The sequence below is a fragment of the Bradyrhizobium denitrificans genome (assembly GCF_013179005.1).
Lineage (GTDB): Bacteria > Pseudomonadota > Alphaproteobacteria > Rhizobiales > Xanthobacteraceae > Bradyrhizobium > Bradyrhizobium denitrificans.
The window spans coordinates 81251-103530 of the sequence record NZ_JABFDP010000001.1 but is presented as its reverse complement, the minus strand read 5'-3'; the positions used below and the strand labels follow the sequence as shown (position 1 = coordinate 103530).

At 65.7% G+C, this 22280-nt stretch carries 19 protein-coding genes; 7 read left to right on the top strand and 12 right to left on the bottom strand.

The window, feature by feature from the left end; translation table 11 throughout:
• Window positions 1-17: 17 nt before the first annotated feature.
• A complete protein-coding gene (locus HL671_RS00360; RefSeq protein WP_172235296.1) occupies window positions 18-884 on the bottom strand; it encodes a beta-keto acid cleavage family enzyme in 867 nt (288 codons plus the stop codon).
• 187 nt (window positions 885-1071) lie between these two features.
• Here HL671_RS00360 and HL671_RS00355 point away from each other — a divergent pair, with 187 nt between their 5' ends.
• On the top strand, window positions 1072-3654 hold the full coding sequence (locus tag HL671_RS00355) for a cation-translocating P-type ATPase (protein WP_012040991.1): 2583 nt from the start codon (window positions 1072-1074) through the stop codon (window positions 3652-3654).
• On the opposite strand, the gene HL671_RS00350 is transcribed toward HL671_RS00355, so the two are convergent.
• From HL671_RS00350 to HL671_RS00335, 4 genes are all read right to left on the bottom strand, one after another.
• A complete protein-coding gene (locus HL671_RS00350) occupies window positions 3624-4415 on the bottom strand; it encodes an AraC family transcriptional regulator (protein ID WP_012040990.1) in 792 nt (263 codons plus the stop codon). The genes HL671_RS00355 and HL671_RS00350 overlap by 31 nt on opposite strands.
• A 130-nt stretch (window positions 4416-4545) precedes the next feature.
• Entirely contained in the window at window positions 4546-5202 is a 657-nt protein-coding gene (locus tag HL671_RS00345; protein ID WP_012040989.1) for a glutathione S-transferase family protein, read from the bottom strand.
• Window positions 5202-6371 (bottom strand): acyl-CoA dehydrogenase family protein, encoded by a 1170-nt coding sequence (locus tag HL671_RS00340; protein WP_172235295.1) that lies wholly within the window; start codon window positions 6369-6371, stop codon window positions 5202-5204. Before HL671_RS00340 ends, HL671_RS00345 begins: the two co-directional genes overlap by 1 nt.
• 261 nt (window positions 6372-6632) lie before the next feature.
• Window positions 6633-7772 carry an acyl-CoA dehydrogenase family protein gene (locus HL671_RS00335; RefSeq protein WP_172235294.1) on the bottom strand — a complete coding sequence of 380 codons (1140 nt, stop codon included), beginning with the start codon at window positions 7770-7772 and terminating at the stop codon, window positions 6633-6635.
• A 271-nt stretch (window positions 7773-8043) separates the two neighbouring features.
• Between HL671_RS00335 and HL671_RS00330 the strand changes: the two genes are divergently transcribed.
• Together HL671_RS00330 and HL671_RS00325 are read left to right on the top strand one after the other, a co-directional pair.
• Complete coding sequence (locus HL671_RS00330) at window positions 8044-9594, top strand: acyl-CoA synthetase (RefSeq protein WP_172235293.1); 1551 nt, start codon at window positions 8044-8046, stop codon at window positions 9592-9594.
• A 75-nt stretch (window positions 9595-9669) separates the two neighbouring features.
• Window positions 9670-10902 (top strand): ABC transporter substrate-binding protein, encoded by a 1233-nt coding sequence (locus HL671_RS00325; RefSeq protein WP_172235292.1) that lies wholly within the window; start codon window positions 9670-9672, stop codon window positions 10900-10902.
• Window positions 10903-11168: 266 nt separating this feature from the next.
• Here HL671_RS00325 and HL671_RS00320 read toward each other — a convergent pair whose 3' ends face one another.
• Window positions 11169-11939: a helix-turn-helix domain-containing protein gene (locus HL671_RS00320; RefSeq protein ID WP_012040984.1), complete on the bottom strand. Its 771-nt coding sequence runs from the start codon at window positions 11937-11939 to the stop codon at window positions 11169-11171.
• A 200-nt stretch (window positions 11940-12139) separates the two neighbouring features.
• Between HL671_RS00320 and HL671_RS00315 the strand changes: the two genes are divergently transcribed.
• The 4 genes from HL671_RS00315 to HL671_RS00300 all read left to right on the top strand — a co-directional run bounded on the left by HL671_RS00315 (window position 12140) and on the right by HL671_RS00300 (window position 16783).
• Window positions 12140-14407: a marine proteobacterial sortase target protein gene (locus HL671_RS00315; RefSeq protein WP_172235291.1), complete on the top strand. Its 2268-nt coding sequence runs from the start codon at window positions 12140-12142 to the stop codon at window positions 14405-14407.
• A 102-nt stretch (window positions 14408-14509) separates the two neighbouring features.
• Entirely contained in the window at window positions 14510-15076 is a 567-nt protein-coding gene (locus HL671_RS00310) for a class GN sortase (protein ID WP_012040982.1), read from the top strand.
• Between the two features lie 113 nt (window positions 15077-15189).
• On the top strand, window positions 15190-15906 hold the full coding sequence (locus HL671_RS00305; protein ID WP_012040981.1) for a DUF1614 domain-containing protein: 717 nt from the start codon (window positions 15190-15192) through the stop codon (window positions 15904-15906).
• A gap of 55 nt (window positions 15907-15961) precedes the next feature.
• Window positions 15962-16783, top strand: coding sequence for an MlaD family protein (locus HL671_RS00300; RefSeq protein ID WP_012040980.1), 822 nt, complete (start codon window positions 15962-15964; stop codon window positions 16781-16783).
• A 33-nt stretch (window positions 16784-16816) separates the two neighbouring features.
• Here HL671_RS00300 and HL671_RS00295 read toward each other — a convergent pair whose 3' ends face one another.
• The 6 genes from HL671_RS00295 to urtB all read right to left on the bottom strand — a co-directional run bounded on the left by HL671_RS00295 (window position 16817) and on the right by urtB (window position 22265).
• Complete coding sequence (locus tag HL671_RS00295; protein WP_012040979.1) at window positions 16817-17158, bottom strand: FmdB family zinc ribbon protein; 342 nt, start codon at window positions 17156-17158, stop codon at window positions 16817-16819.
• A 99-nt stretch (window positions 17159-17257) separates the two neighbouring features.
• Window positions 17258-18487: a formamidase gene (gene fmdA / locus HL671_RS00290; RefSeq protein ID WP_009031409.1), complete on the bottom strand. Its 1230-nt coding sequence runs from the start codon at window positions 18485-18487 to the stop codon at window positions 17258-17260.
• A gap of 35 nt (window positions 18488-18522) precedes the next feature.
• Complete coding sequence (gene urtE / locus HL671_RS00285) at window positions 18523-19212, bottom strand: urea ABC transporter ATP-binding subunit UrtE (RefSeq protein ID WP_012040978.1); 690 nt, start codon at window positions 19210-19212, stop codon at window positions 18523-18525.
• A gap of 186 nt (window positions 19213-19398) precedes the next feature.
• Entirely contained in the window at window positions 19399-20154 is a 756-nt protein-coding gene (gene urtD, locus HL671_RS00280; RefSeq protein WP_172235290.1) for an urea ABC transporter ATP-binding protein UrtD, read from the bottom strand.
• A 10-nt stretch (window positions 20155-20164) separates the two neighbouring features.
• Complete coding sequence (urtC, locus tag HL671_RS00275) at window positions 20165-21304, bottom strand: urea ABC transporter permease subunit UrtC (RefSeq protein WP_012040976.1); 1140 nt, start codon at window positions 21302-21304, stop codon at window positions 20165-20167.
• Between the two features lie 34 nt (window positions 21305-21338).
• Window positions 21339-22265 carry an urea ABC transporter permease subunit UrtB gene (gene urtB, locus HL671_RS00270; RefSeq protein ID WP_012040975.1) on the bottom strand — a complete coding sequence of 309 codons (927 nt, stop codon included), beginning with the start codon at window positions 22263-22265 and terminating at the stop codon, window positions 21339-21341.
• Between the last annotated feature and the right edge of the window lie 15 nt (window positions 22266-22280).

The window sequence follows — 22280 nt, the reverse complement described above, 5'->3', positions numbered from 1 at the left end:
TGACGGAGTATCCGGCGTCAGTTGATTGTCCCAAACATCTGCCGCGCCTCGGCGGGGCTGGCGATCTCGCGGCCCGCGCGCCGCGCGCAGGCGGCGATGGCCTCGATCAGCTGGCCGTTCGAGGTCACCTTGGTGCCGTCGGCGAGATAGAACGTGTCCTCCAGGCCGGTGCGGAGATGGCCACCGAGATCGGCGCAGCGCTGATGCAGCGGCCAGATCTCGGCGCGGCCGATCGCGGTGACCTGCCAATGCGCCTCCGGCAGCTTCAGCCTGAGCAGGATCGGCAGCAGCTCGGGATCGGCGGGCATGCCGGAGGCCACGCCCATCACGAAATTGTATTCCAGCGGCCCGCCATACATGCCGGTCTGGCGGTACATGCCAACGCAGCGCACGATGCCGACATCGAAGCACTCAAACTCCGGGATCGTGTGCGCGTCCTTCATTGCGGCGAGATAGTCCTCGATCTTCTCGACCGAGTTGTCGAACATCATCGGCGGCCATGCCCAGCTGTTGTCGGCCTTGACCTTCAGATAGTTCAGCGAGCCTGCATTGCAGGCCGCGATCTCCGGCCGCGTCTCCCGGATGCAATCGAGCGCACCCTGATAGTTCGGGCCCGACACGCCCGAGGTGTGGTTGATGATCACGCCCGGACAGGCCTCGCGGATCGCCTGCTGAATCTCGCGGGAGACACTCACCTCCCATGACGGCAGATGACCCTTGCCCGGCGCCTGCTGGCGCAGATGGATGTGCATGATCGCAGCGCCGGCGTCGAAGGCGCGGCGCGCCTCGCGCGCCATCTCCTCGGGCGTGACCGGCACGTGATGCTGCCGGGGATCGGTGAGCACGCCGTTCAGCGCGCAGGTGATGACGGCTTTGTTGCTCATGGCACTCGTTCGATAGGCTGCACGTCGCAGCGCGATGCTGATCCGGGTCACATATGATGATGTCCAGGCCAAATCTGCTTGCGTTGACTCGCTGGTTGGAAGCACCGCAACCCGGTATTGCTCTGCATCAAGCCGGCAGCCGGGATCAGCGATAAGCGGTTCCTGCTCCTTCATCACAGGACGTGCAATGCCGATCGATACACAACCAGCGCCAGCCGCCTCGCTTGGCCTGAGCGCCGCCGAAGCGGCGCGGCGGCTGCAGGCGGAGGGCTTCAACGAGCTGCCGCAGGCCGGCGCGCGCTCGATCGTCCGGCTGATCGCCGATGTGCTGCAGGAACCGATGCTGCTGCTGCTGTTGGCGGGCGCCGGGATCTATCTCGCGCTGGGCGATCTGGCCGAGGCGCTGCTCCTCGGCGTGTTCGCCTCGGCCTCGGTCGCCATCACCATCGTGCAGGAGGCACGCACCGAGCGGGTGCTGGAAGCGCTGCGCGACCTGTCCAGCCCGCGCGCGCTGGTGATCCGCGACGGCGAACGCAGCCGCATCGCCGGGCGCGAGGTGGTGCGCGGCGATGTCATCGTGCTCGCGGAGGGCGACCGCGTCGCGGCCGACGCGGTGCTGCGGCAATGTGACGATCTGCTAACGGATGAATCGCTGCTGACCGGCGAGTCCGTGCCGGTCCGCAAACGGCCGGCCGCTGACGCCGCGATCGACGTGGCCGCAACGGCTGGCGGCGACGATCAGCCCTTCGTGTTCTCGGGCAGCCTCGTGGTGCGCGGCGGCGGCATTGCCGAGGTGATCGCCACGGGACCGCGCACGGCGATCGGCAGGATCGGCCAGTCGGTCAGCACGCTGGAGACCGAGACGCCGCGCCTGCGGCAGCAGACGCGACGTCTCGTCATGGCGTTCGCGATCGGCGGCGGCATCGTGGTGGCGATCACGGTCGTGCTCTATGCGCTCTATCGCGGCGGCTGGCTGGAGGGAATTCTGGCCGGCATCGCCTTGGGCATGTCGATGCTGCCCGAGGAGTTCCCGGTCGTGCTCACCGTGTTCCTCGCGATGGGCGCCTGGCGGATCTCGCAGGCGCGGGTACTGACGCGGCGCGCCGCGGCGATCGAATCGCTCGGGGCAGCGACCGTGCTGTGCACCGACAAGACCGGCACCCTGACGCAGAACCGCATGATGGTGGCGCGGCTGGTGCGTCCCGACGGCGAGGGTCTGCACCCCGCCGGTGCAACGCCGGAGGCGGTGACGGCGGCGTTCCGCGATCTCGTCGCCACCGCCGTGCTCGCCTGCGACCCGCAATCGCATGATCCGATGGAGCGCGCCCTGCAGGCGCTCGACACCGAAGCGATCGTCGGCGCCACCCTGCAACGGCGTTACGGCCTGCGTCCGGATCTGCTCGCCATGACCAATGTCTGGTCGCGCGACGGCGCGACGGTCGTCGCCGCCAAGGGCGCGCCGGAGGCGATCGCGACGCTCTGCGGTCTCGGCGGCGCCGCGCTGGAGGCGCTGCAGGCGCGTGTCGAGACCCTCGCCGCCGAAGGACTGCGCGTGCTCGGCGTCGCCGAAGCGAGCTGGCGCGACGAGGCGCTGCCGGACACCCAGCAGGGCTTCACGTACAGCTTCTGCGGCCTGGTCGGCTTCGCCGATCCGCTGCGGCCGGAGGTCGCCGATGCCGTCGCGCAATGCCGCTCCGCCGGCATTCGAATCATCATGATCACCGGCGATTATCCGGCCACGGCGGCGGCGATCGCGCGGCAGGCCGGGCTCGATCCTGAGCGCGTCATCACCGGCGCCGAGCTGTCGGCGCTCGACGACGAGACGCTGGCGCAGGCGGCGCGCCGGCCGACGGCGTTTGCGCGCATCATGCCGGAGCAGAAGCTGCGCATCGTCTCGGCGCTCAAGGCCGATGGCGAGATCGTCGCGATGACCGGCGACGGCGTCAACGATGCGCCGTCGCTGAAGGCCGCCCATATCGGCATCGCGATGGGCGGGCGCGGCACCGATGTCGCGCGCGAGGCCGCCGCGATCGTGCTGCTCGACGACGATTTCGGCTCGATCGTCAAGGCGGTCCAGCTGGGCCGGCGGATCTACGACAATCTGCGCAAGGCGATGAGCTTCATTCTTGCGGTGCATTTCCCGATCGCCGGGCTGGCGCTGCTGCCGCTCGTGACCGGCCTGCCATTGCTGCTCGGCCCGGTGCACATCGCCTTTCTCGAGATGATCATCGATCCCGTCTGCTCGCTGGTGTTCGAGGCCGAGACCGAGGAAAGCGACATCATGCGGCGGCCGCCGCGCGATCCGCAGGAGCCGCTGCTGCCGCGCCCGCTGGTGCTGTGGGGCGCGCTGCAGGGCATCCTGGCGATGGGGGTGACCGGAGCCGTGCTGCTGCTGGCGAGCCGGGCCGGCATGCCCGCCGACGAGATCCGCGCCTTGGTGTTCTTCGTGCTGGTGTCGGTGATCGTCAGCCTGATCTTCGTCAACCGCTCGTTCTCGAGCTCGCTGCGCGACGCGCTGCTGCGGCCGAATCGGGTGCTGCTGCTGGTGATCGGCTTCGTCATCGCCGTGCTCGCGACCAGCCTGACGCTGCCCGCCGCAACGGCGCTGTTCCGGTTCGGCCCGCTGCACGCCGACGATCTGATGCTGACGGCAGGCGCCGCCATCGCGACGCTGATCGTGCTCGAACTGTCGAAGTTCCCGCTGCGCGCCGCCCTCACGCGGCGCGCCGCGAGACCCGATCAGGTCAAGGCCGCCTCGCCGGCGCGGTAAATCGCGAGATCGCGCGAGCCAGAGAAGATCGCGCGCGGCTTCAGGCCATAGAAGCGGCGGATCGAATGGCTGAAATGGGTCGAATCGGGATAGCCGATGTCCTGCGCAAGATGTGCGAGGTTGAGATCCTGGTTGGCGTAGTTCAGCAGATGCCGCGCGCGTTTCCAGGCCCGGAACGAGCGGAAGGAGATGTCGGTCTCCTCCTTGAACAGATGCAGGAAACGCGAGGTCGACAGCCCGACCGCCGCCGCGCAGCTCTCGGCGGTGGCTGGCTCGCCGGAGAAACGGCTGATCAGGCCGATCGCCTTGACCACGCGCGGGTCGAGCGAACGCTGCGGCAACACCTCGCCGAAGCACAGCCGATCGAAGATCGCGCTGGTGACGTCGCCGCTCAGCGGCCGCTGCACCAGCTCCTCATAGGCGGCGCGGATGCGGCAGCCATAGGCCTCCGCCTCGCGCGTAACTTTGCTGGCGAAACGATCCAGCGTGCCGATCGGCACGCTTTCCGGCTCGATCGTCACGACGATCACGGTGCGATAATCGCTCTCGATCGTATGCTGCTTGTTGGGCGGCACGACCAGCAGCTCGCCGCAGCGCTCCTCGCCCCCCTCGGGCAGCAGCCGGAGGCTGCCGGTAAGCGCGACGTAAATGTGGAACGCACCCGAGCAGCGCTGGCGCGGACGGCCGAGCAGCCCGGCGTAGAAGACGCGCTCGGGCGTGATCAGCATGAGATGGCCGGAGTCCCGGCGGGTCACATCCATGGTCTTCCTCCTGAGGCGCGGCTCTGTTGGCCGCTTCTTTGGTGGAGGACCATAGCGCAATTCGCGCCGCTGTCATCGGCTGTCACCGCCGATTTTTGTCGCGGTTAATCGTCGCTATGAGCGATACTGGTCATGGCCGGACGCGCGGCGTGATGCCCTGCTCCACGCCGGCGCGCTGCTCGGCTGTACGGGCCCGCAGATAGCCATCGCGCTGCTGCAGCCGCGCCCAATAGCCGGCCACATTCGGACCGAAGTCCTTCGACAGCCCGATCGTCTCGGCGAGGCGCAACGCGTAGCCGATCACGATGTCGGCTGCGGTGAAACGGCCGGCGCTCAAGAACTCGGCAGTCCGCGTCGCTGCCTCGACCGCGCGCAGCCGGCCCAGAAACCATTTGGCATAATCGCCCGCCACCTGCGGCGAGCGTCGCTCATCCGGCTCGAGCTGACCGTATCTCAGCACCAGCGTCTGCGGGAACGTGAGCGTCGCGTCGGAGAAATACATCCAGTTCAGGAACGTGCCGTAGTCCTTCTCCTCAGGTCCGACCATCAGCGGCGTCGGGCCATGCTTGATGCCGAGATAGTGGCAGATGCCGGAGGACTCCGTCATCCTGGTCTCGCCGTCGATCAGAAACGGGATCGTCCCGAGCGGATTGATGGCGAGATAGTCCTTGGCCAGCACCCGCGGCGGGAACGGCAGCATCTTCAATTCATAGGCGAGCCCGAGCTCCTCCAGCATCCACAGCGGGCGGAACGAGCGGGCGCCGTCGCAATGATACAGCGTGATCATCAGGCGTTCCCCGCTTTGCCGGTGCCGGGCAAGGTGCCCATCATCTTGCACAGGATCGTCAGCATCACCTCGTCGGCACCGCCGCCGATCGAGGTCAGCCGGGCGTCGCGATAGGCGCGGCTGACCGGCGTCTCGTTCATGAAGCCCATGCCGCCCCAATATTGCAGGCAGGCATCGGTCAGCTCGCGACCAAGGCGGCCAGCCTTGAGCTTGGCCATGGTTGCGAGCCGGGTGACGTCCTCGCCGGCGATCAGCGCTTCGGCGGCCCGATAGATCAGCGCGCGCAACAGCTCGACCTCGGTCTGCATCTCCGCGAGCTTGAAATGGACCACCTGGTTGTCGAGCACGCTGCGGCCGAACACCTTGCGCTCGCGGGTGTATTCGATCGTCTTCGCGATGATGTATTCGTGCGACTTCAGGCAGGCCGCCGCGCCCCACAGCCGCTCCTCCTGGAACTGCAGCATCTGGTAGGTGAACCCCTGTCCCTCCTCGCCGACCAGGTTGCGCTTGGGCACGCGCACATTGTCGAAGAAGATCTGCGCGGTGTCGGACGAATGCATGCCGAGCTTGTCGAGCTTGCGGGCGATCTGCACGCCCTTGGTCTTCATCGGAACGATGATCAGCGACTTGTTGCGATGGACCGGTCCGTCGCCGGTGTTGGCGAGCAGGCACATCCAGTCGGCCTGGGTGCCATTGGTGGTCCACATCTTGCCCCCGTTGATGACATAGTCATCGCCGTCGGAGCGGGCCGTGGTCTTGATCGAGGCGACGTCCGAGCCCGCACCGGTCTCCGACACGCCGAGGCAGACCACCGCATCGCCGGAAACCGCGGGCGCCAGGAATTCGCGCCGCAGCTCATCCGAGCCGAAGCGCGCCAGCGCCGGCGTCGCCATGTCGGTCTGCACCCCGATCGCCATCGGCACGCCGCCGCAAGTGATCGCGCCAAGCTCCTCGGCCATCATCAGCGCGTAGGAATAGTCCAGCCCCTGGCCGCCGAATTCGACCGGCTTGTTGAGGCCAAGAAAGCCGAGGCTGCCAAGCTTCTTGAACAGCTCATGCGCGGGGAAGATGCCGGCCGCCTCCCATTCGTCGACGTGAGGGTTGATCTCGGCAGCGATGAACTTCTGCAGGATGCGGCGCGGTTCGTCGTGGTCGGCGGTGAAGAGCATCTCAATTCCTCTCGTCATTTCTGGGCGCGGCGGCAGACACCAAGATGCATCGGGGCCTCATGGTTCGGGACGCTCCGCGCTCAACACTCGTTCATGACGCTGCGGCCCGGACGCGGTGCTCCTCACCATGAGGATCCTTCGTCCGTGTCGCCGCAACAAAAGTCCTCGTCCTGAGGAGCCCGCCGCAGTCGGGCGTCTCGAAGGACGGCCGCATAGTGACAACCGGCCCGACCAGCTCCATAGGCATTCGAAGCAGGATCGTCACAATCCCATCTGGCGGCTGGCCAGGTCCTTCATGATCTCCTCGGTGCCGCCGCCGATCGCGTTGACCTTGACCTCGCGGTAGATGCGTTCCACGCGAATGCCGCGCATGAAGCCGGCGCCGCCGAAGATCTGCACCGCCTCGGAAGCGCAACAGGCCATGGTCTGCGTCGCCTGGTTCTTCATCATACAGATCTCGGCAACGGGATTATCGCCCTGTTCGAGCCGCCACGCCAGCATCTCCAGCATCGCCTGCGAGGCCGCGACGCGCTGCGCCATGTCGACCAGCTTGTGCCGGATGACCTGGTGCTGCGCCAAGGGCTTGCCGAAGGTGTGCCGCTCCTTGGCATAGGCGATCGCATCCTCCAGGCAGACGCGGGCGAACGCCGTGCAGCTCGCCGCCATGCCCATCCGCTCGCTGTTGAAATTGTGCATGATCAGCTTGAAGCCCTGCCCTTCCTCGCCGATCAGGTTCTCGATCGGCACCCGGCAGCCGTCGAAATGCAGGGTGGCCGTATCCGACGCCCACCAGCCCATCTTGTTCAGCTTGGTGCGCGTCAGCCCGGGCGCGTCGCCAGGAACGAGCAGCAGGCTCACCCCGGACGGCCCTGGGCCGCCGGTGCGCACCGCGACGGTGATATAGTCCGCGCGCATGCCCGAGGTGATGAAGGTCTTCTCGCCGCTGACGACATAATGATCGCCATCGCGGACGGCCTTGGTCCGGAGATTGGCGACATCCGAGCCGCCACTCGGCTCGGTGATCGCGAGCGCCGAGATTTTCCGTCCCGCAAGGATCTCCGGCAGCACCCTGGCGCGGACCTCCGGCCTCGCCGCGCGCGCGATCGGCGGCGCACCGATCGAATGGCTCATCAGGCTGGCGCTGACGCCGCCGGCGCCCGCACGGGCCAGCTCCTGCGAGGCGACGATGTGCATGAACTGGTCGGCCGGGACACCGCCGAACTCCTCCGGAAAGCCGAGTCCGAGCAGGCCGATCTCGGCGGCTTTCGCGTACAGCGCGCGCGGGAACTCACCGGCCTCGTCCCACGCGCTCGCGAACGGGGCGATCTCCTTCTCGACGAATCGCCTGACCACGTCGCGGAAGGCCTCGTGCTCGGCCGTGTAGAACGGACTCTTGGTCATCGGTGCCGGAGCTCTGGTTGCTGCTTCGTCAGAATGGCCGGAAGCGGCGGTAACGCCTTGCGTCGAGTGGCTGACTGCTGAAATCGCGTGCAGCGGGGACGCGTCGGTTGCCCGCCAACAGCGCCTTGACGCAAGACAGTGCAATGCACACACCGGCCCACTCGGGCCAAAGGCCTTGCGCGCATCGCCCCTCGTCAATGGGACGCGCAGATAAGACCAGCGCATCGCGATCAAGGCGGCATCAGATCGCCTGATACCAGGAGGGAACCCCGTGCCTGTACGGTATTACGACTGGATTGCGCATCATGCCCGGCGCACGCCGGCCAAGACCGCGATGGTCGATCTCGGCAGCAACCGACGCTTCACCTATGCGGAGTTCGATGCCCGCGTCGGGCTCCTCGCCAGTCATCTCCGCGACGTCTGCGGCGTCGGCAAGGGCGATCGCGTCGCGGTGCTGGCGCTGAACGCGACCGATACGCTGGAGGTGCAGTTCGCCTGCTTCCGCGTCGGCGCGATCTTCGTGCCGCTCAACACCCGGCTGACAGTGCCCGAACTGCAGTTCATCGTCGGCGACGCTGCGCCCAAGGTCATGATCCATGATGACGACCTCGCCGATACCGCGCAGAGCGTCAGCCGGCTGTGTGGTGTCGCGACGACGCTGCGCTACGGCGCCACCGGCAGCTACGAGCAGGCGATCGCCGCGGCGAAGCCGCTCGCCACGATCGAGCCGGTCACGCTCGATGACGTCTCGACCATCATGTACACGTCGGGCACCACGGGCCAGCCCAAGGGGGCCATGATCACCCACGGGATGACGTTCTACAATTGCGTTAATCTCGGCGGCCCGGCCTATATCACGCCGTCATCGGTTCTGCTCACCGTGCTGCCGCTGTTCCACACCGGCGGGCTCAACTGCTACACCAATCCGGTGATGCATGTCGGCGGCACCGTGCTGATCATGCGCGCCTTCGATCCCGGACTGGCGCTGCAGCTGATCAGCGATCCCGCCCGAGGCATCAATGTGTTCTTCGGCGTGCCCGCGATCTATCAGTTCATGGCGCAGCATCCGGCGTTCGCGACCGCCGATTTCAGCCGGTTGGTGATCGGTGGCGTCGGCGGCGCGCCGATGCCGGTCCCGCTGCTCCACACCTGGGAGGCGCGCGGCGTCGCGCTGCAGCAGGGCTACGGCATGACCGAGACCTCGCCCGCGGTGCTCGCGCTCGACCGCGAGGATGCCGGGCGCAAGGCCGGCTCCGCCGGCAAGCCAGTGCTGCATACCGAAGTGCGCATCGTCCGCCCCGACGGGACGGATGCCGACGTCGGCGAGCTCGGTGAGCTCTGGGTCCGTGGACCGAACGTGACACCGGGCTACTGGAACAGGCCGGACGCCAACCGGTCCTCGTTCACCGACGGCTGGCTGCACACCGGCGATGCCACGCGCGTGGATGACGAAGGCTTCTACTACATCGTCGACCGCTGGAAGGACATGTACATCTCCGGCGGCGAGAACGTTTATCCGGCCGAGGTCGAGAACGTCCTGCACCAGCTGAGCGCGGTGGCCGAGGCCGCCGTGATCGGCATCCCCGATCCGCAATGGGGCGAGACCGGCATGGCGATCATCGCGGTGAAGCCGGGGCACACGTTGAGCGAGGCTGAGATTCACGCCCACTGCCAGGCCAATCTCGCCCGCTTCAAATGCCCGCGAACGGTCCGCTTCGTCGACGCGCTGCCGCGTAACGCCACCGGCAAGATCCACAAGCCGACGTTGCGCAAGAGCTTTGCGACGGCGTCAGCGGTCGACCTCGTCCAGCAGGCGTCTTGACCATCCCATGCCCAGCCAGAGCTGTGCATGACTGCTCAACAAGACCCATAAGACCAACCAGAGGAAGCCCAGGGAATGTTGCCGATGACGACCAGGACTCTGCTCTCTCTCGCGGCCGCGGCCGCCTTCTCCGTGCTCGCGAGCCAGAGTGCGCTCGCCCAGAAGAAATACGACACCGGGGTGACCGACACCGAGATCAAGATCGGCAATGTCGAGGCCTATAGCGGCCCGGCCTCGGCCTACGGCATCATCGGCAAGACCGAGGAGGCCTATTTCAAGATGATCAACGATCAGGGCGGCATCAACGGCCGGCGGATCAACTTCATCTCCTATGACGACGGCTACAGCCCGCCGAAAACGGTCGAGCAGGTCCGCAAGCTGATCGAGAGCGACGAAGTGTTCTTGGTGTTCAACGCGCTGGGCACGCCGACCCAGACCGCCGTGCAGAAATATCACAACGCCAAGAAGGTACCGCAGCTGTTCCTGGCCACCGGGGCCAGCAAGTGGAATGAGCCGAAGGAATTCCCCTGGACCATGGGCTTTCAGCCCAGCTACCGCGTCGAGGCCCGGATCTTCGCAAAATACATTCTCAAGGAGAAGCCGAACGCGAAGATCGCAATCTTCTATGCCAATGACGATTTCGGCAAGGACTACCTGCTCGGCATCAAGGAGGTGCTGGGCGACAAGGCCAAGACCATGATCGTCGCCGAGGAGAGCTACGAGACATCGGAGCCCTCGATCGATGCCCATATCGTCAAGGTCAAGGGCACTGGCGCGGATGTATTCGTCAACATCGCGACGCCAAAATTCGCGGCGCAGGCGATCAAGAAGATCGCCGAGCTCGACTGGAAGCCGATGCACCTGATGACCGACGTATCGATCTCGATCGGCGCCGTGATGAAGCCAGCCGGCCTTGACGCCTCCGAGGGCGTGCTCTCCGCCGGCTACCTCAAGGACCCGTCGGATCCGCAGTGGAAGGATGACGAGGGCATGAAGAAGTTCATGGCCTTCATCGACAAGTACATGCCCGGCGCCAACATCTCCGACGCCAATCTTGCCTATGGCTATGCCGCGGCGCAGACGATGGTGCAGACCCTGAAGCAGTGCGGCGACAATCTCACTCGCGAGAATGTCATGAAGCAGGCCGCCAGCCTGAAGGACTTCGCGCCGGATACGCTGATCCCCGGCATCAAGGTCAACACCGGTCCCAACGACTTCGCCCCGATCGAGCAGCTGAAGATGATGCAGTTCAAGGGCGGCAAATGGGACCTGTTCGGCGACATCATCAGCGCGGATGTCGGAGGCTAGGCTGACGCGCGATGCAGCGTCGATTGCAGCTGCGGTGGACGACCGGAGCGAACGCCGACAGGCGTTCGCGTGCCTCCCCTCACCAAGCGGGGTGCGCAGTGATCAGTCCCGCCCAGCGGGCGCCAGTCCAGGCAAGCCGTGAGGCGCGATGTCATCGACCAGGAGCTCCGTCATTGCGAGCGTGAAGCAATCCAGGGCGACGCGAGGACTCTGGATTGCTTCGCTGCTGTTCGCAATGACAGCGGTTCGTTGTGTGCTCTCACACGTCACGGCACGCCCTGCACGAACAGCGCAAACGGCTCCTCGAGCGTCTTGCGCAGGTGCTCGCGATACAGCGCAAAGTGTGGATCGTCAGCACCGAGCCGGCCGAAGCTCGGCGCGACGACATTGCGCAGCGGCAACAGCGCGACGGGGGCCGCGATGGGCGTCAGCAGCGAGCCGCGGCCGGCGAGCAGCGTCGTGATGATGCCGTACATCTCGCCGGTGATGGTCGGGCGCGACACCGTGATCAGGCGGTGCTGGCCGTGGCGGTTGGTGACCAGGTAGACGAAACCGGACTGGTTGGGCACGGCGACCTCGCCGAACTGCGTGAACGCCGCATCCAGCCGCGCGCCCTCGCGAAACACCAGGGACGAGGCCGCATCGTCCCAGACGATGTCGGTGCGGTAGGCGTAGATCGCCTCCTTGTCGCCGAATGACGGCCGCAAAGTGACATAGGTGCCTTCGATCCACTCCACCGCCCGCCGCGAATAGGAGCCGAGGCTATCTGGCGCGATGCCGCCACTTGCGCCTGGTGCTGCAACTGGCGGGCTCGGCGCCTTGCGCAAGGCCATCCCGAGCGCCTGCTCGAGCCGGACGATGGTCGCGAGCGTGAACGGACGGCGGCCGCCGAGCGCCTTCTCCAGCGTCGACAGACTCAGCTTCGCCTGCTCCGCCAGCGCCTGCCGTGACATGCGGCGGCGCGCGATCTCCTCGCGGATGGTCTCCGCCACCTGCCGGCTCAGCTCGTCCGACAGCTCGTTCTCCGGTATCGACATGCGGTCCCCTGCTGCGTGGCGTTGCCCCTTCTAGCAGACGGACAAATCAGCACAAACCCGCACAGATCAGCCGCGCGCTTGGCCGGCACCGGACAATGCCGGGCGGACGGGGGCCGAACAAGACCGACCATTCCGCTCGCGGCGACGGGGCACCGCGCTCAATCTCGGCCTGCCCTATCCTGTTCGTTGCGGAGCCACCGATGAGTGAGACGATCGACTACGACATCCGCCGCAGTGCCCATCCGATCCGGTCGTGGATCGTGACCATGCTGCTGTTCCTGTTGCTGCAGGCCGCCGCGGTGCTGCTGGTCGGCTTCACGGCGCTGTTTCTCAGCATCACGCCGGGTTGGTCGGCCGAAGGCCCGCCAGCTCCGCTGACCAAGCCGCGCGACGCGCGCTCCGGCGCGCTGCTGTTCAAGTCCGACGCGGGCTATGCCGAGGCGCCGCGGCTCGGCATCGATGTCGACATCATCGTCTCCGGCCCAACGGCGCGGGCGCACGTGACGCAGCTGTTCAGGAACACGAGCTCGCAATGGATGGAGGCGGTCTATGTCTATCCGCTGCCGCCGGATAGCGCGGTCGATACGCTGAAGATGATCGTCGGCGATCGCGTCGTGATCGGCGACATCAAGCCGCGCGAGCAGGCCAAGGTGATCTACGAGCAGGCCAAGCGCGACGGCAAGACCGCCGCGCTGACCGAGCAGGAGCGTCCGAACATCTTCACCAACTCGCTCGCCAATATCGGCCCCGGCGAGACCGTGCTGGTGCAGATCGAATATCAGCAGCCGGTGGCGCAGGTGGATGGCGCGTTCTCGCTGCGGGTGCCGTTGGTCGTCGCGCCGCGCTACAATCCCGCGCCGATCGTGCAGAGCGTCGACCTGCGTCCGGGCAGCGATGGCTGGAGCGCCGCAAGCAATGATCCGGTGCCGGACCGCGACCGCATCTCGCCGGAGGTGCTCGACCCCGCCAAGACCGATCCGGTCAATCCCACCAAGATCACAGTGCGGCTGCAGGCCGGATTCGCGCTCGGCGAGGTCAAGAGCCATCATCACCAGGTGACGATCGACAGCCCCGATGCGAAGACGCGGATCGTGACCCTGGCCGAGGGCGTGGCGCCGGCCGATCGTGATTTCGAGCTGACCTGGAAGCCGGCTTCTGTCGCCATGCCGTCGGTCGGCCTGTTTCACGAGCAGGTCGGCGATGCCGATTATCTGCTCGCCTTTATCACGCCGCCGGCGGTCGCGGCGTCAGCGCAGCGCCCGCAGCCGCGCGACGTGATCTTCGTGATCGACAATTCCGGCTCGATGGGCGGCACCTCGATCCGCCAGGCCAAGGCCAGCCTGCTTTATGCGCTGGGACGGCTGCAGCCCAATGACCGCTTCAACGTGATCCGCTTCGACGACACGATGACGGTGCTGTTTCCATCCTCGGTGCCGGCCGACGCTGAACATGTCGGCAGCGCGACCAGCTTCGTGAGCGCGCTCGAGGCGCGCGGCGGCACCGAGATGGTGCCGGCGATGCGTGCGGCGCTCACCGACGACGGCAGCGACAGCGACCGCGTGCGCCAGGTGGTGTTCCTGACCGACGGCGCCATCGGCAACGAGCAGCAGCTGTTCGAGACCATCACGGCGATGCGCGGCCGCTCGCGCATCTTCATGGTCGGCATCGGCTCGGCGCCCAACACCTACCTGATGACGCGCGCCGCCGAGCTCGGCCGCGGCGCCTTCACCCCTATCGGCTCGGTCGAGCAGGTCGAGGAGCGCATGCGTGACCTGTTCGCCAAGCTGGAGAATCCGGTCGTGACTGGCCTGACCGCCACGTTTTCCGAAGCCTCCGCCGACCTCACACCGGCTGTGCTGCCGGACGTCTATCGCAATGAGCCGCTGGTGCTGGCCGCCAGGATCGACCGTCTCGCCGGGTCGCTGCAGCTCAAGGCGCGGATCGGCGATCAGCCATGGACCATCACGCTGCCGCTCGCCGGCGCCGCCGCGGGCAAGGGCCTGTCAAAACTGTGGGCCCGGCGCAAGATCGGCGATGCCGAAGTGGCGAAGACGATGCGCCAGATGACGCCGGAAGAATCCGATGGCGCCATTCTCAGGCTGGCGCTGGACCATCAGCTGGTCACGCGCCTGACCAGCCTCGTCGCCGTCGACAAGACCCCGCGGCGCCCCGACGGCGAGCCGCTCAAGCTCGCCGAGCTGCCAATCAACCTGCCGGCCGGCTGGGACTTCGAGAAGGTGTTCGGCGAGCGCAGCCGGATGCCGGGCGTGCCGAAGGAGCGCCGTGCCGAAGCGGATGGCGACGTCCAGTTCGCCGCGCTGAAGCGGCCGGTCGTGCCGACGGCGCCGGCCACAATCACCCTGCCGAAGACGGCGACGAATGCCGAGCTGAGCATGCTGCTGGGGCTCGGAATCCTGATGCTGGAACTGATTTGGCTCATCGCTATCCGGCGACGGACAGCCAACTAAGGGGCACTGTCGATGCGAGCGCAGCGAAGCAATCCAGGAGCTGCGTCCACGACTCTGGATTGCTTCGTCGCTTCGCTCCTCGCAATGACGAAAGGAGAGAGGATGCCCCGCTGTGTCGTCCCGCTCGTAGTCGCGCTGGTTGGCCTCGCCCTCTTCGGCCACGGCGCCCTCATCCATGCCAAGGCGATGGTCGCGCAGGTGCTGCTCGACAGGGCCTTCAGCCAGACCATCGCCACCGGCCATTCCGTCAAGCCATGGTCATGGGCTGACACCGTCCCGGTGGCGCGTATCGACGTGAAGCGACTCGGCGTCTCCACCATCGCGCTGGCCGGCTCCAGCGGCCAGGCCTTGGCCTTCGGCGCCGGCCATGTCGAGGGAACAGCGGAGCCGGGGGAGCGCGGCATCGCGGTCTTTTCCGCGCATCGCGACACGCATTTCCGCTTCCTGCGCGACGTCAGGATCGGCGACGAGATCGAGGTCGTCAGGCGCGACGGCAAGACTTTTCGTTACCGTGCCGACGCGTTCAGCATCGTCCGCTTCGATGCCTCCGGCATCGATCCGACGACGGACAATCCGGAGCTCGTGCTCTCGACCTGCTGGCCCTTCGATGCGCTGACACAGGGGCCGGAGCGCTACGTGCTGCACGCCACGCTGATCGCCGCGCGATGAACGAGCACGGCCAGCCAAAGGGAACCAGGCGCCGGATGAGCATTTGTCAGCCCGCCTGCTCCGTGAGATGATACGGCGGAGTCAGTCAGGCTCACATTCCAAGCGCTTCCGCCATGCATTCCCAGATCCAATATCTGCCGATCACGCCCGCCTTCTTCGCGATCCTGGTGCTGGCCTTCGGTGCGCTGATCGTCCTGATCCAGCTCGGCATCCTGCGCTACGCCTATATGAAGCTCGGCGTCAGCTCGGGCACCGCAATGCTGCTGCTGTTGGGATCGCTGGTCGGCAGCTATTTCAACATCCCGATCACCATGCTGCCCGGACCGGTCGCCCGCTCCGGCGAAGTCATCGACTTTTTCGGCATGCAATATGTCGTGCCGCTGGTGCATCAATGGCCCGGCACCCTGCTCGCGGTCAATATCGGTGGCGCCGTGATCCCGACCATCATGTCGACCTATCTCGTGCTGCGCTACCAGCTGTGGCTGCGCGCTGTCATCGCCGTGCTGGTGATCGCGGTGATCATCCATGCCATGGCGACGCCGGTGCAGGGCGTCGGCATCGCCGTGCCGGTGTTCGCACCCGTCGTCGTCACCGCGATCCTGGCCTTCCTGCTGTCGCGCGAATATGCCGCGCCGCTGGCCTACATCGGCGGCTCGATGGGGACGCTGGTCGGGGCCGACCTGATGAACCTCGACAAGATCGGCAGCCTCGGCGCCCCCGTGGCCTCGATCGGCGGCGCCGGAACCTTTGACGGTATCTTCCTGACCGGCATTCTCTCGGTGCTGCTGGCCGGCCTCGCCGCCCCGTCCCGACCCGGGCTCGCGCGCTGAGCTTTCAACAGCGCGGCTTAACGGCTAAAATCGGCCGAGGCAGCGGCGGACACAAATGCGCGCGATCAATCTCATTGTTGGAACCCTGACGATCGCGGCGGTGGCGGCTGGCATCAGCGGCCTGCTGATCAAGCAGAAGTCGCGCATCGCCCAGCAGCGCAGCGTGATGCGGGTGGTGTTTGACGGCGGCTCGGCGGCCGGCCTGCGCAAGGGCGGCCCGGTCAATTTCGACGGCGTGCAGGCCGGACAGATCCTCTCGATCAATCTCGAGAGTCCGCGCCGGATCGTCGCCATGATCACGCTCGACAAATCCGCGCCGATTCGCAAGGACACCACGGCCGGCATCGAGTTCCAGGGACTCACCGGCATCGCCGCAATCTCGCTGGTCGGCGGCGCGCCGACGGCGCCGCCGGTGCCGCTCGATCACGACGGCGTGCCGGTGCTGACAGCCGATCTCAAGGACCAGGAGACGATGGTCGAGACGGTGCACAACATCGATAAATACGTCGTCAGCAACGCCCCGGCGATCAAGGAGGCGCTGCAGAGCTTCCAGTCCGAAACCGCCGCGCTGCAGGAGAAGACGGCAGCAATCGACGCCGCGATCGACAAGGCCGAGGACATCTTCAAGGGCTTCGACACTCTGGTGACCAAGATCGACGGCACCATTCCCGGCTTCGCGGACGGCAATCCCGGCCAGCTGTTCGACCAGATCAAGTCGATGCGCGAGCTCGTCGACAGCTTCAAGCGCAAATCCGCTAAGGTGATCGACGACAGCCGCAAGACGCTGGTCGACATCAGCGACGGCGCGAATGCGATGAGCGCCAAGTTCGGCGGGCAGCCCGCACCGGGACCGCGCCGCGTGCCCGCGTCACGCTGAGGGACGGCGCATCGCGCCGCCCATGGCTTTCACTCAGTGGCTGATCATCCATGGCCGCGCCGTGGGAAAACCCTTGGCGCCGCTCTTGGATTTGGTCATCAGCCGCGGCGACTTCTTCGGCGAGCAGCAGCCGCAGCCCGGCCCGTGTTTCGCCTTGTATTCCGCGAGCGTCTGCGGCGCGTGGCGGCTGCGTTCGTTGGTGGCATGCGCCGTGCGCCGCTCCGCCGGCATGCAGGCGAAGGCGGGCGCGGTGAGGATCACGCGCGGCGCCATATCTGCACATTGCGGGCAGACCTGCGGATCATCACATTCGGACATCGGTCGCATGTCGGTGAACGGCCCGCATGCATCACAGAGATATTCGTAAACCGGCATTGTCTCGTCTCCTGCGCAACGATCGTCTCCAAGTCCCGCGCGGCGGATGCGGGGCGGCAAAGACGTTGCCGTCCCGCACCCATCGCGCAGGGAGAAGAATTACTTGTCCGGCGAGATCGGCATCTGGATATCGCCCTTGATGTGCTTGATCGGCCCGGCCGCCGACGGCATCACGTCGAAGTCGAAGATCTCCGTCGGCAGCCAGAGCGTCGCGCAGGCATTGGGCACGTCGACGACACCGGAGATGTGACCCTGCACCGGCGCGGTGCCGAGGATCGAGTAGGCCTGGGCGCCCGAGTAGCCGAACTTCTTGAGGTACTCGATGGCGTTGAGACAGGCCTGCCGGTAGGCGATGTGGACGTCGAGATAATGCTGCTTGCCGGCCTCGTCGACCGAGATGCCCTCGAAGATCAGGTAGTCGCGATAGTTCGGCGTGATCGGCGACGGCTTGAAGATCGGATTCTTGATGCCGTATTTGGCCACACCGTCCTTGATGACGTCGACCTTGATGTGCAGCCAGCCCGCCATCTCGATGGCGCCGCAGAAGGTGATCTCGCCGTCGCCCTGGCTGAAATGCAGGTCGCCCATCGAGAGGCCGCCGCCGGGCACGTAGACCGGGAAGTAGATCTTCGAGCCACGCGACAGGTCCTTGATGTCGCAATTGCCGCCATGCTCGCGCGGCGGCACAGTGCGCGCGCCCTCGGCGCCGATCTTGGCCTTGACGTCGCCCTTGGCCTGGCCGGCGTGGGCGGTCGGCGCGAATGGCGGATTGGCGAGGCCCGGCACGCGGGTCGGGTTGGTCGCAATCAGCGCGGTCTCGCGCTCATTCCAGGTCGCGAGCAGCTTCGGATCGGGCAGACAGCCGATCAGGCCGGGATGAATCAGGCCGGCGAAGTTGACGCCGGGCACGTGACGCGACGAGGTGTACAGGCCCTTGATGTCCCAGATCGACTTCTGGGCCAGCGGGAAGTGATCGGTCAGGAAGCCGCCGCCATTCTGCTTGGAGAAGAAACCGTTAAAGCCCCACAGGCTCTCCTTCAGAGGACCGACATCGAGCAGGTCGACGACCAGGAGGTCGCCGGGCTCGGCGCCCTTGACGCCGATCGGACCCGAGAGGAAGTGCACGATCGACAGGTCGATGTCGCGCACGTCATCGGCGGAGTCGTTGTTCTTGATGAAGCCGCCGGTCCAGTCATAGGTCTCGATGATGAAGTCATCACCGGGATTGACCCACTCGACCATCGGAATGTCCGGGTGCCAGCGGTTGTGCACCTTGTCGTTCTCGTAGGCCGACTTGGTGAGATCGACCTTGATCAATGTGTCTGGCATCAGAAGCTCCCCTTTTACCTGCTTGGACGGAGTGGTTAGACGGACAGATATTTCGAGACCTGCGCGGCATCGACCTGATCGCGCGGATCGTCACGGACGATCTCGCCGTTCTCGATCACCAGCACGCGGTCGGCGATGTCGAGCGCGAAGCTCAGCACCTGCTCGGAAACGACGATCGACAGTCCCTTCTCGTCGCGGATGCGCTTCAGGGTGCGCGCCATCTCCTTGATGATCGACGGCTGGATGCCCTCGGTCGGCTCGTCGAGCAGCAGCACCTTCGGCTTGGTGGCGAGCGCGCGCGCGATCGCGAGCTGCTGCTGCTGGCCGCCGGAGAGGTTGCCGCCGCGGCGGCCCTTCATCTCCAGCAGCACCGGAAACAGCTCATAGATGTCACCGGGCACCTCGGACTCGCCGGAGACGACGAGGCCGGTCTCGATGTTCTCCTTGACCGTCATGGTCGAGAAGATCATGCGGCCCTGCGGCACATAAGCGAGTCCCTTGGCGACGCGCTCATAGCTCTTCAGCCCGGACAGCTCGGTGCCATTCATGTCGATGGAGCCGCTCTTGGACGGCAGGATGCCCATCAGCGATTTCATCAGCGTGGTCTTGCCCATGCCATTGCGACCCATGATCGCGACGATCTCGTTGGGCGCGACTTTGACGTTGAGGCCATGCAGCACCTCGCTCTGGCCGTAGGCGACATGGAGATCGGAGATTGCGAGCATCACGCCTGTTCCCTGTTCGTTGCTTCGACGAGCTGTCTGTTCTCCCCTCCCCCTTGCGGGGAGGGGTTGGGGGTGGGGGTGGCTCCGGGCGAGACCGCCGTTGTGGACCGCCACCCCCGACCCCTCCCCGCAAGGGGGAGGGGGGCGCAGCGAGGGTGTGGATGGACTGATGTCTCGAACATCGGCTCAATGCCCGAGATAGACTTCGACGACCTTGGGGTCGTTCTTGACCTTGTCCATCGTGCCTTCGGACAGGATCTGTCCCTGGTGCAGCACCGTCACTTTGTGAGCGATGTCCTCGACGAACTTCATATCGTGCTCGATGACCAGCACCGAGCGGTCCTTGATGATGCGGTTGAGCAGCTCGGCGGTCTTGGCGCGCTCGCTGACGCTCATCCCGGCGACGGGCTCGTCGAGCATCAAGAGGTCCGGGTTCTGGATCAGCAGCATGCCGATCTCGAGCCACTGCTTCTGGCCATGGCTGAGCTCGGCGGCCGAGGTCTTGAGACGATCCTTGAGGAAGATCATCTCGGCGACCTCCTCGACACGATCCTTCACGGTCGCATCGCGCTGGAAGGTCAGCGAGCCGAATACGGTGCGGCCGCGCGGGAACGAGATCTCGAGATTCTCGAACACGCTGAGATCCTCGAACACCGAGGGCGTCTGGAACTTGCGGCCGACGCCGGCCTTGACGATCTCGTTCTCGCGCAGCTTGGTCAGCTCCTTGCCGCGAAACTGGATCGAGCCGGAGGTCGCTTTGGTCTTGCCGCAGATCAGGTCGAGCACCGTGGTCTTGCCAGCACCGTTCGGGCCGATGATGACGCGGATCTCGTTCTCCTCGACATAAAAGGAGAGATCGTTGACCGCCTTGAAGCCGTCGAAGGAGACGGTGAGCGCCTCGACCGCGAGCAGGAAGTCCTTGGGCTGATGACCGATGAGCATCGCTGTGTCCTCACTCTGCGGGGGCGCCGTTGGCGACAAGGCCGCCATTGCCGGATTTCTTGCTGCGCGACGCCAGCAGCCGGTCGATGCGCGGCTGCACATAATCGCCCCAGATGCCGGCGAGACCGTTCGGGAAAGCGAGGACGACCGCGATGAAGAGCGCGCCGAGGCCAAACAACCAGAGCTGCGGGAAGGTCTCCGACAGGCTGGTCTTGGCGAAGTTGACCAGCAGCGAGCCGTAGACCGCGCCAAAGATCGACAGCCGGCCGCCGACCGCGGTGTAGATCACCATCTCGATCGAGGGCACGATGCCCACGAAGGACGGCGACATGAAGCCGACCTCGAGGGTGAACAGCGCGCCGCCGACCGCGGCAAAGACCGCCGCCGCACAGAAGGCGAAGATCTTGAAGTTGGCGACGCTATAGCCGGAGAAGCGCACGCGATCCTCCTGTTCACGCATCGCCACCAGGATACGGCCGAGCTTGGTCAGGCGGATGAACTGCGCCACCAGGATGGCGACGAACAGGAAGAACACCTCGACGAAATAGAGGATGTACTTGGCATGATCGGTACGGATGTCCCAGCCGTGCAAGGTGCGGAGGTCGGTAATGCCGTTGATGCCGCCGGTGTAACCCTGCTGTCCCACGATCAGGATCGTCATGATGGCCGCGATGGCCTGGGTGATGATCGCGAAGTAGACGCCGCCGACCCGCCGCTTGAACATCGCGGCCCCGATGATGAAGGAGAAGATCGCCGGCACCAGGATGATTGCCGCAAGCGCGAATGGAAAACTCTGGAACGGCTTCCAGAAGAACGGCAGCTGGGTCAGCTGATTCCAGTCCATGAAGTCGGGGATGCCAGGCGTCGACTGGATCTTGGTGTTGGCGACGCTTGAGGCCTCCAGCTTCAGGAACATCGCCATGCAGTAGCCGCCAAGGCCGAAGAACACGCCCTGCCCCAGGCTGAGAATGCCGCCATAGCCCCAGCACAGCACCAGGCCGATCGCGACGAAGGCATAGGTCAGATATTTCGCGACCAGGTTCAGGCGGAACACATCCAGCGCCAGGGGCAGGATGACGACGAGCAGGAGCAGCAGCGAGACGAAGCCGATGAGTTCTGATCGGTTGAAAAAGCGCGAGTTGATGATCATGGCCGTGCTTTCTTGTTGGACTGCCGGAGCTGGCTCATTTGCGGACCTTGAGGGCGAACAGCCCCTGCGGCCGCATCATCAGGATGGCGACGATCGCCAGCAGCGTCAGCACCTTGGCCATCGAGCCGGACATGAAGAACTCCATGGTCGACTGCGCCTGGGAGATGGTGAAAGCCGACGCAATGGTGCCGAGCAGGCTGGCGGCGCCGCCGAACACGACGACCAGGAAGGTGTCGACGATGTAGAGCTGGCCGGCGGTCGGACCGGTCGAGCCGATCATCGTGAAGGCGGAGCCGGCGACGCCGGCGATGCCGCAGCCGAGGCCGAAGGTGTAGCGGTCGACCTTCTCAGTGTTGATGCCGACGGCGCCGGCCATCACGCGGTTCTGCACCACGGCGCGGACCTGGCGACCCCAGCGCGACAGGAACAGCACATAAGCCACGACGATCGTGATCAGGATGGTCAGGCACATCACGAACATGCCGTTGATCGGGATCTGGATCGCATCGGTGGCCTGCCAGGAGCCCATCATCCACTCCGGCAGCTCGACGCCGACCTCGCGGGCGCCGAACACCGAGCGATAGGCCTGCTGCAGGATCAGGCTGAGGCCCCAGGTCGCGAGCAGCGTATCGAGCGGCCGCTTGTAGAGCCGTCGTATCATCGCCCATTCGACCAGCATCCCCAGGGATCCGGAGGCGATGAAGGCCAGCGCCATCGCGACGAAGAAGTAGCCGGGAAACAGCGCGGGCAGGAAACTCTGGAAGGCGTTCGACGTCATCCAGGTGACGTAGGCGCCGAGGATCATGAACTCGCCATGCGCCATGTTGATGACGCCCATCTGGCCGAAGATGATGGCAAGCCCCAGCGCCATCAGCACATAGACCGAAAACAGGATGAGGCCCGCGAAGCCCTGCATCGCGAAGATGGCCCCGAGGTCACCGATGGAATAGTCACCGAACATGATCCGTCCTCTCGT

Excerpts from the sequence above, each read along its gene's own strand:
- HL671_RS00360 (WP_172235296.1), bottom strand. The coding sequence starts at position 884 with ATGAGCAACAAAGCCGTCATCACCTGCGCGCTGAACGGCGTGCTCACC.
- HL671_RS00355 (WP_012040991.1), top strand. The coding sequence starts at position 1,072 with ATGCCGATCGATACACAACCAGCGCCAGCCGCCTCGCTTGGCCTGAGC.
- HL671_RS00350 (WP_012040990.1), bottom strand. The coding sequence starts at position 4,415 with ATGGATGTGACCCGCCGGGACTCCGGCCATCTCATGCTGATCACGCCC.
- HL671_RS00345 (WP_012040989.1), bottom strand. The coding sequence starts at position 5,202 with ATGATCACGCTGTATCATTGCGACGGCGCCCGCTCGTTCCGCCCGCTG.
- HL671_RS00340 (WP_172235295.1), bottom strand. The coding sequence starts at position 6,371 with ATGCTCTTCACCGCCGACCACGACGAACCGCGCCGCATCCTGCAGAAG.
- HL671_RS00335 (WP_172235294.1), bottom strand. The coding sequence starts at position 7,772 with ATGACCAAGAGTCCGTTCTACACGGCCGAGCACGAGGCCTTCCGCGAC.
- HL671_RS00325 (WP_172235292.1), top strand. The coding sequence starts at position 9,670 with ATGTTGCCGATGACGACCAGGACTCTGCTCTCTCTCGCGGCCGCGGCC.
- HL671_RS00320 (WP_012040984.1), bottom strand. The coding sequence starts at position 11,939 with ATGTCGATACCGGAGAACGAGCTGTCGGACGAGCTGAGCCGGCAGGTG.
- HL671_RS00315 (WP_172235291.1), top strand. The coding sequence starts at position 12,140 with ATGAGTGAGACGATCGACTACGACATCCGCCGCAGTGCCCATCCGATC.
- HL671_RS00310 (WP_012040982.1), top strand. The coding sequence starts at position 14,510 with ATGCCCCGCTGTGTCGTCCCGCTCGTAGTCGCGCTGGTTGGCCTCGCC.
- HL671_RS00305 (WP_012040981.1), top strand. The coding sequence starts at position 15,190 with ATGCATTCCCAGATCCAATATCTGCCGATCACGCCCGCCTTCTTCGCG.
- HL671_RS00300 (WP_012040980.1), top strand. The coding sequence starts at position 15,962 with ATGCGCGCGATCAATCTCATTGTTGGAACCCTGACGATCGCGGCGGTG.
- HL671_RS00295 (WP_012040979.1), bottom strand. The coding sequence starts at position 17,158 with ATGCCGGTTTACGAATATCTCTGTGATGCATGCGGGCCGTTCACCGAC.
- fmdA (WP_009031409.1), bottom strand. The coding sequence starts at position 18,487 with ATGCCAGACACATTGATCAAGGTCGATCTCACCAAGTCGGCCTACGAG.
- urtE (WP_012040978.1), bottom strand. The coding sequence starts at position 19,212 with ATGCTCGCAATCTCCGATCTCCATGTCGCCTACGGCCAGAGCGAGGTG.
- urtD (WP_172235290.1), bottom strand. The coding sequence starts at position 20,154 with ATGCTCATCGGTCATCAGCCCAAGGACTTCCTGCTCGCGGTCGAGGCG.
- urtC (WP_012040976.1), bottom strand. The coding sequence starts at position 21,304 with ATGATCATCAACTCGCGCTTTTTCAACCGATCAGAACTCATCGGCTTC.
- urtB (WP_012040975.1), bottom strand. The coding sequence starts at position 22,265 with ATGTTCGGTGACTATTCCATCGGTGACCTCGGGGCCATCTTCGCGATG.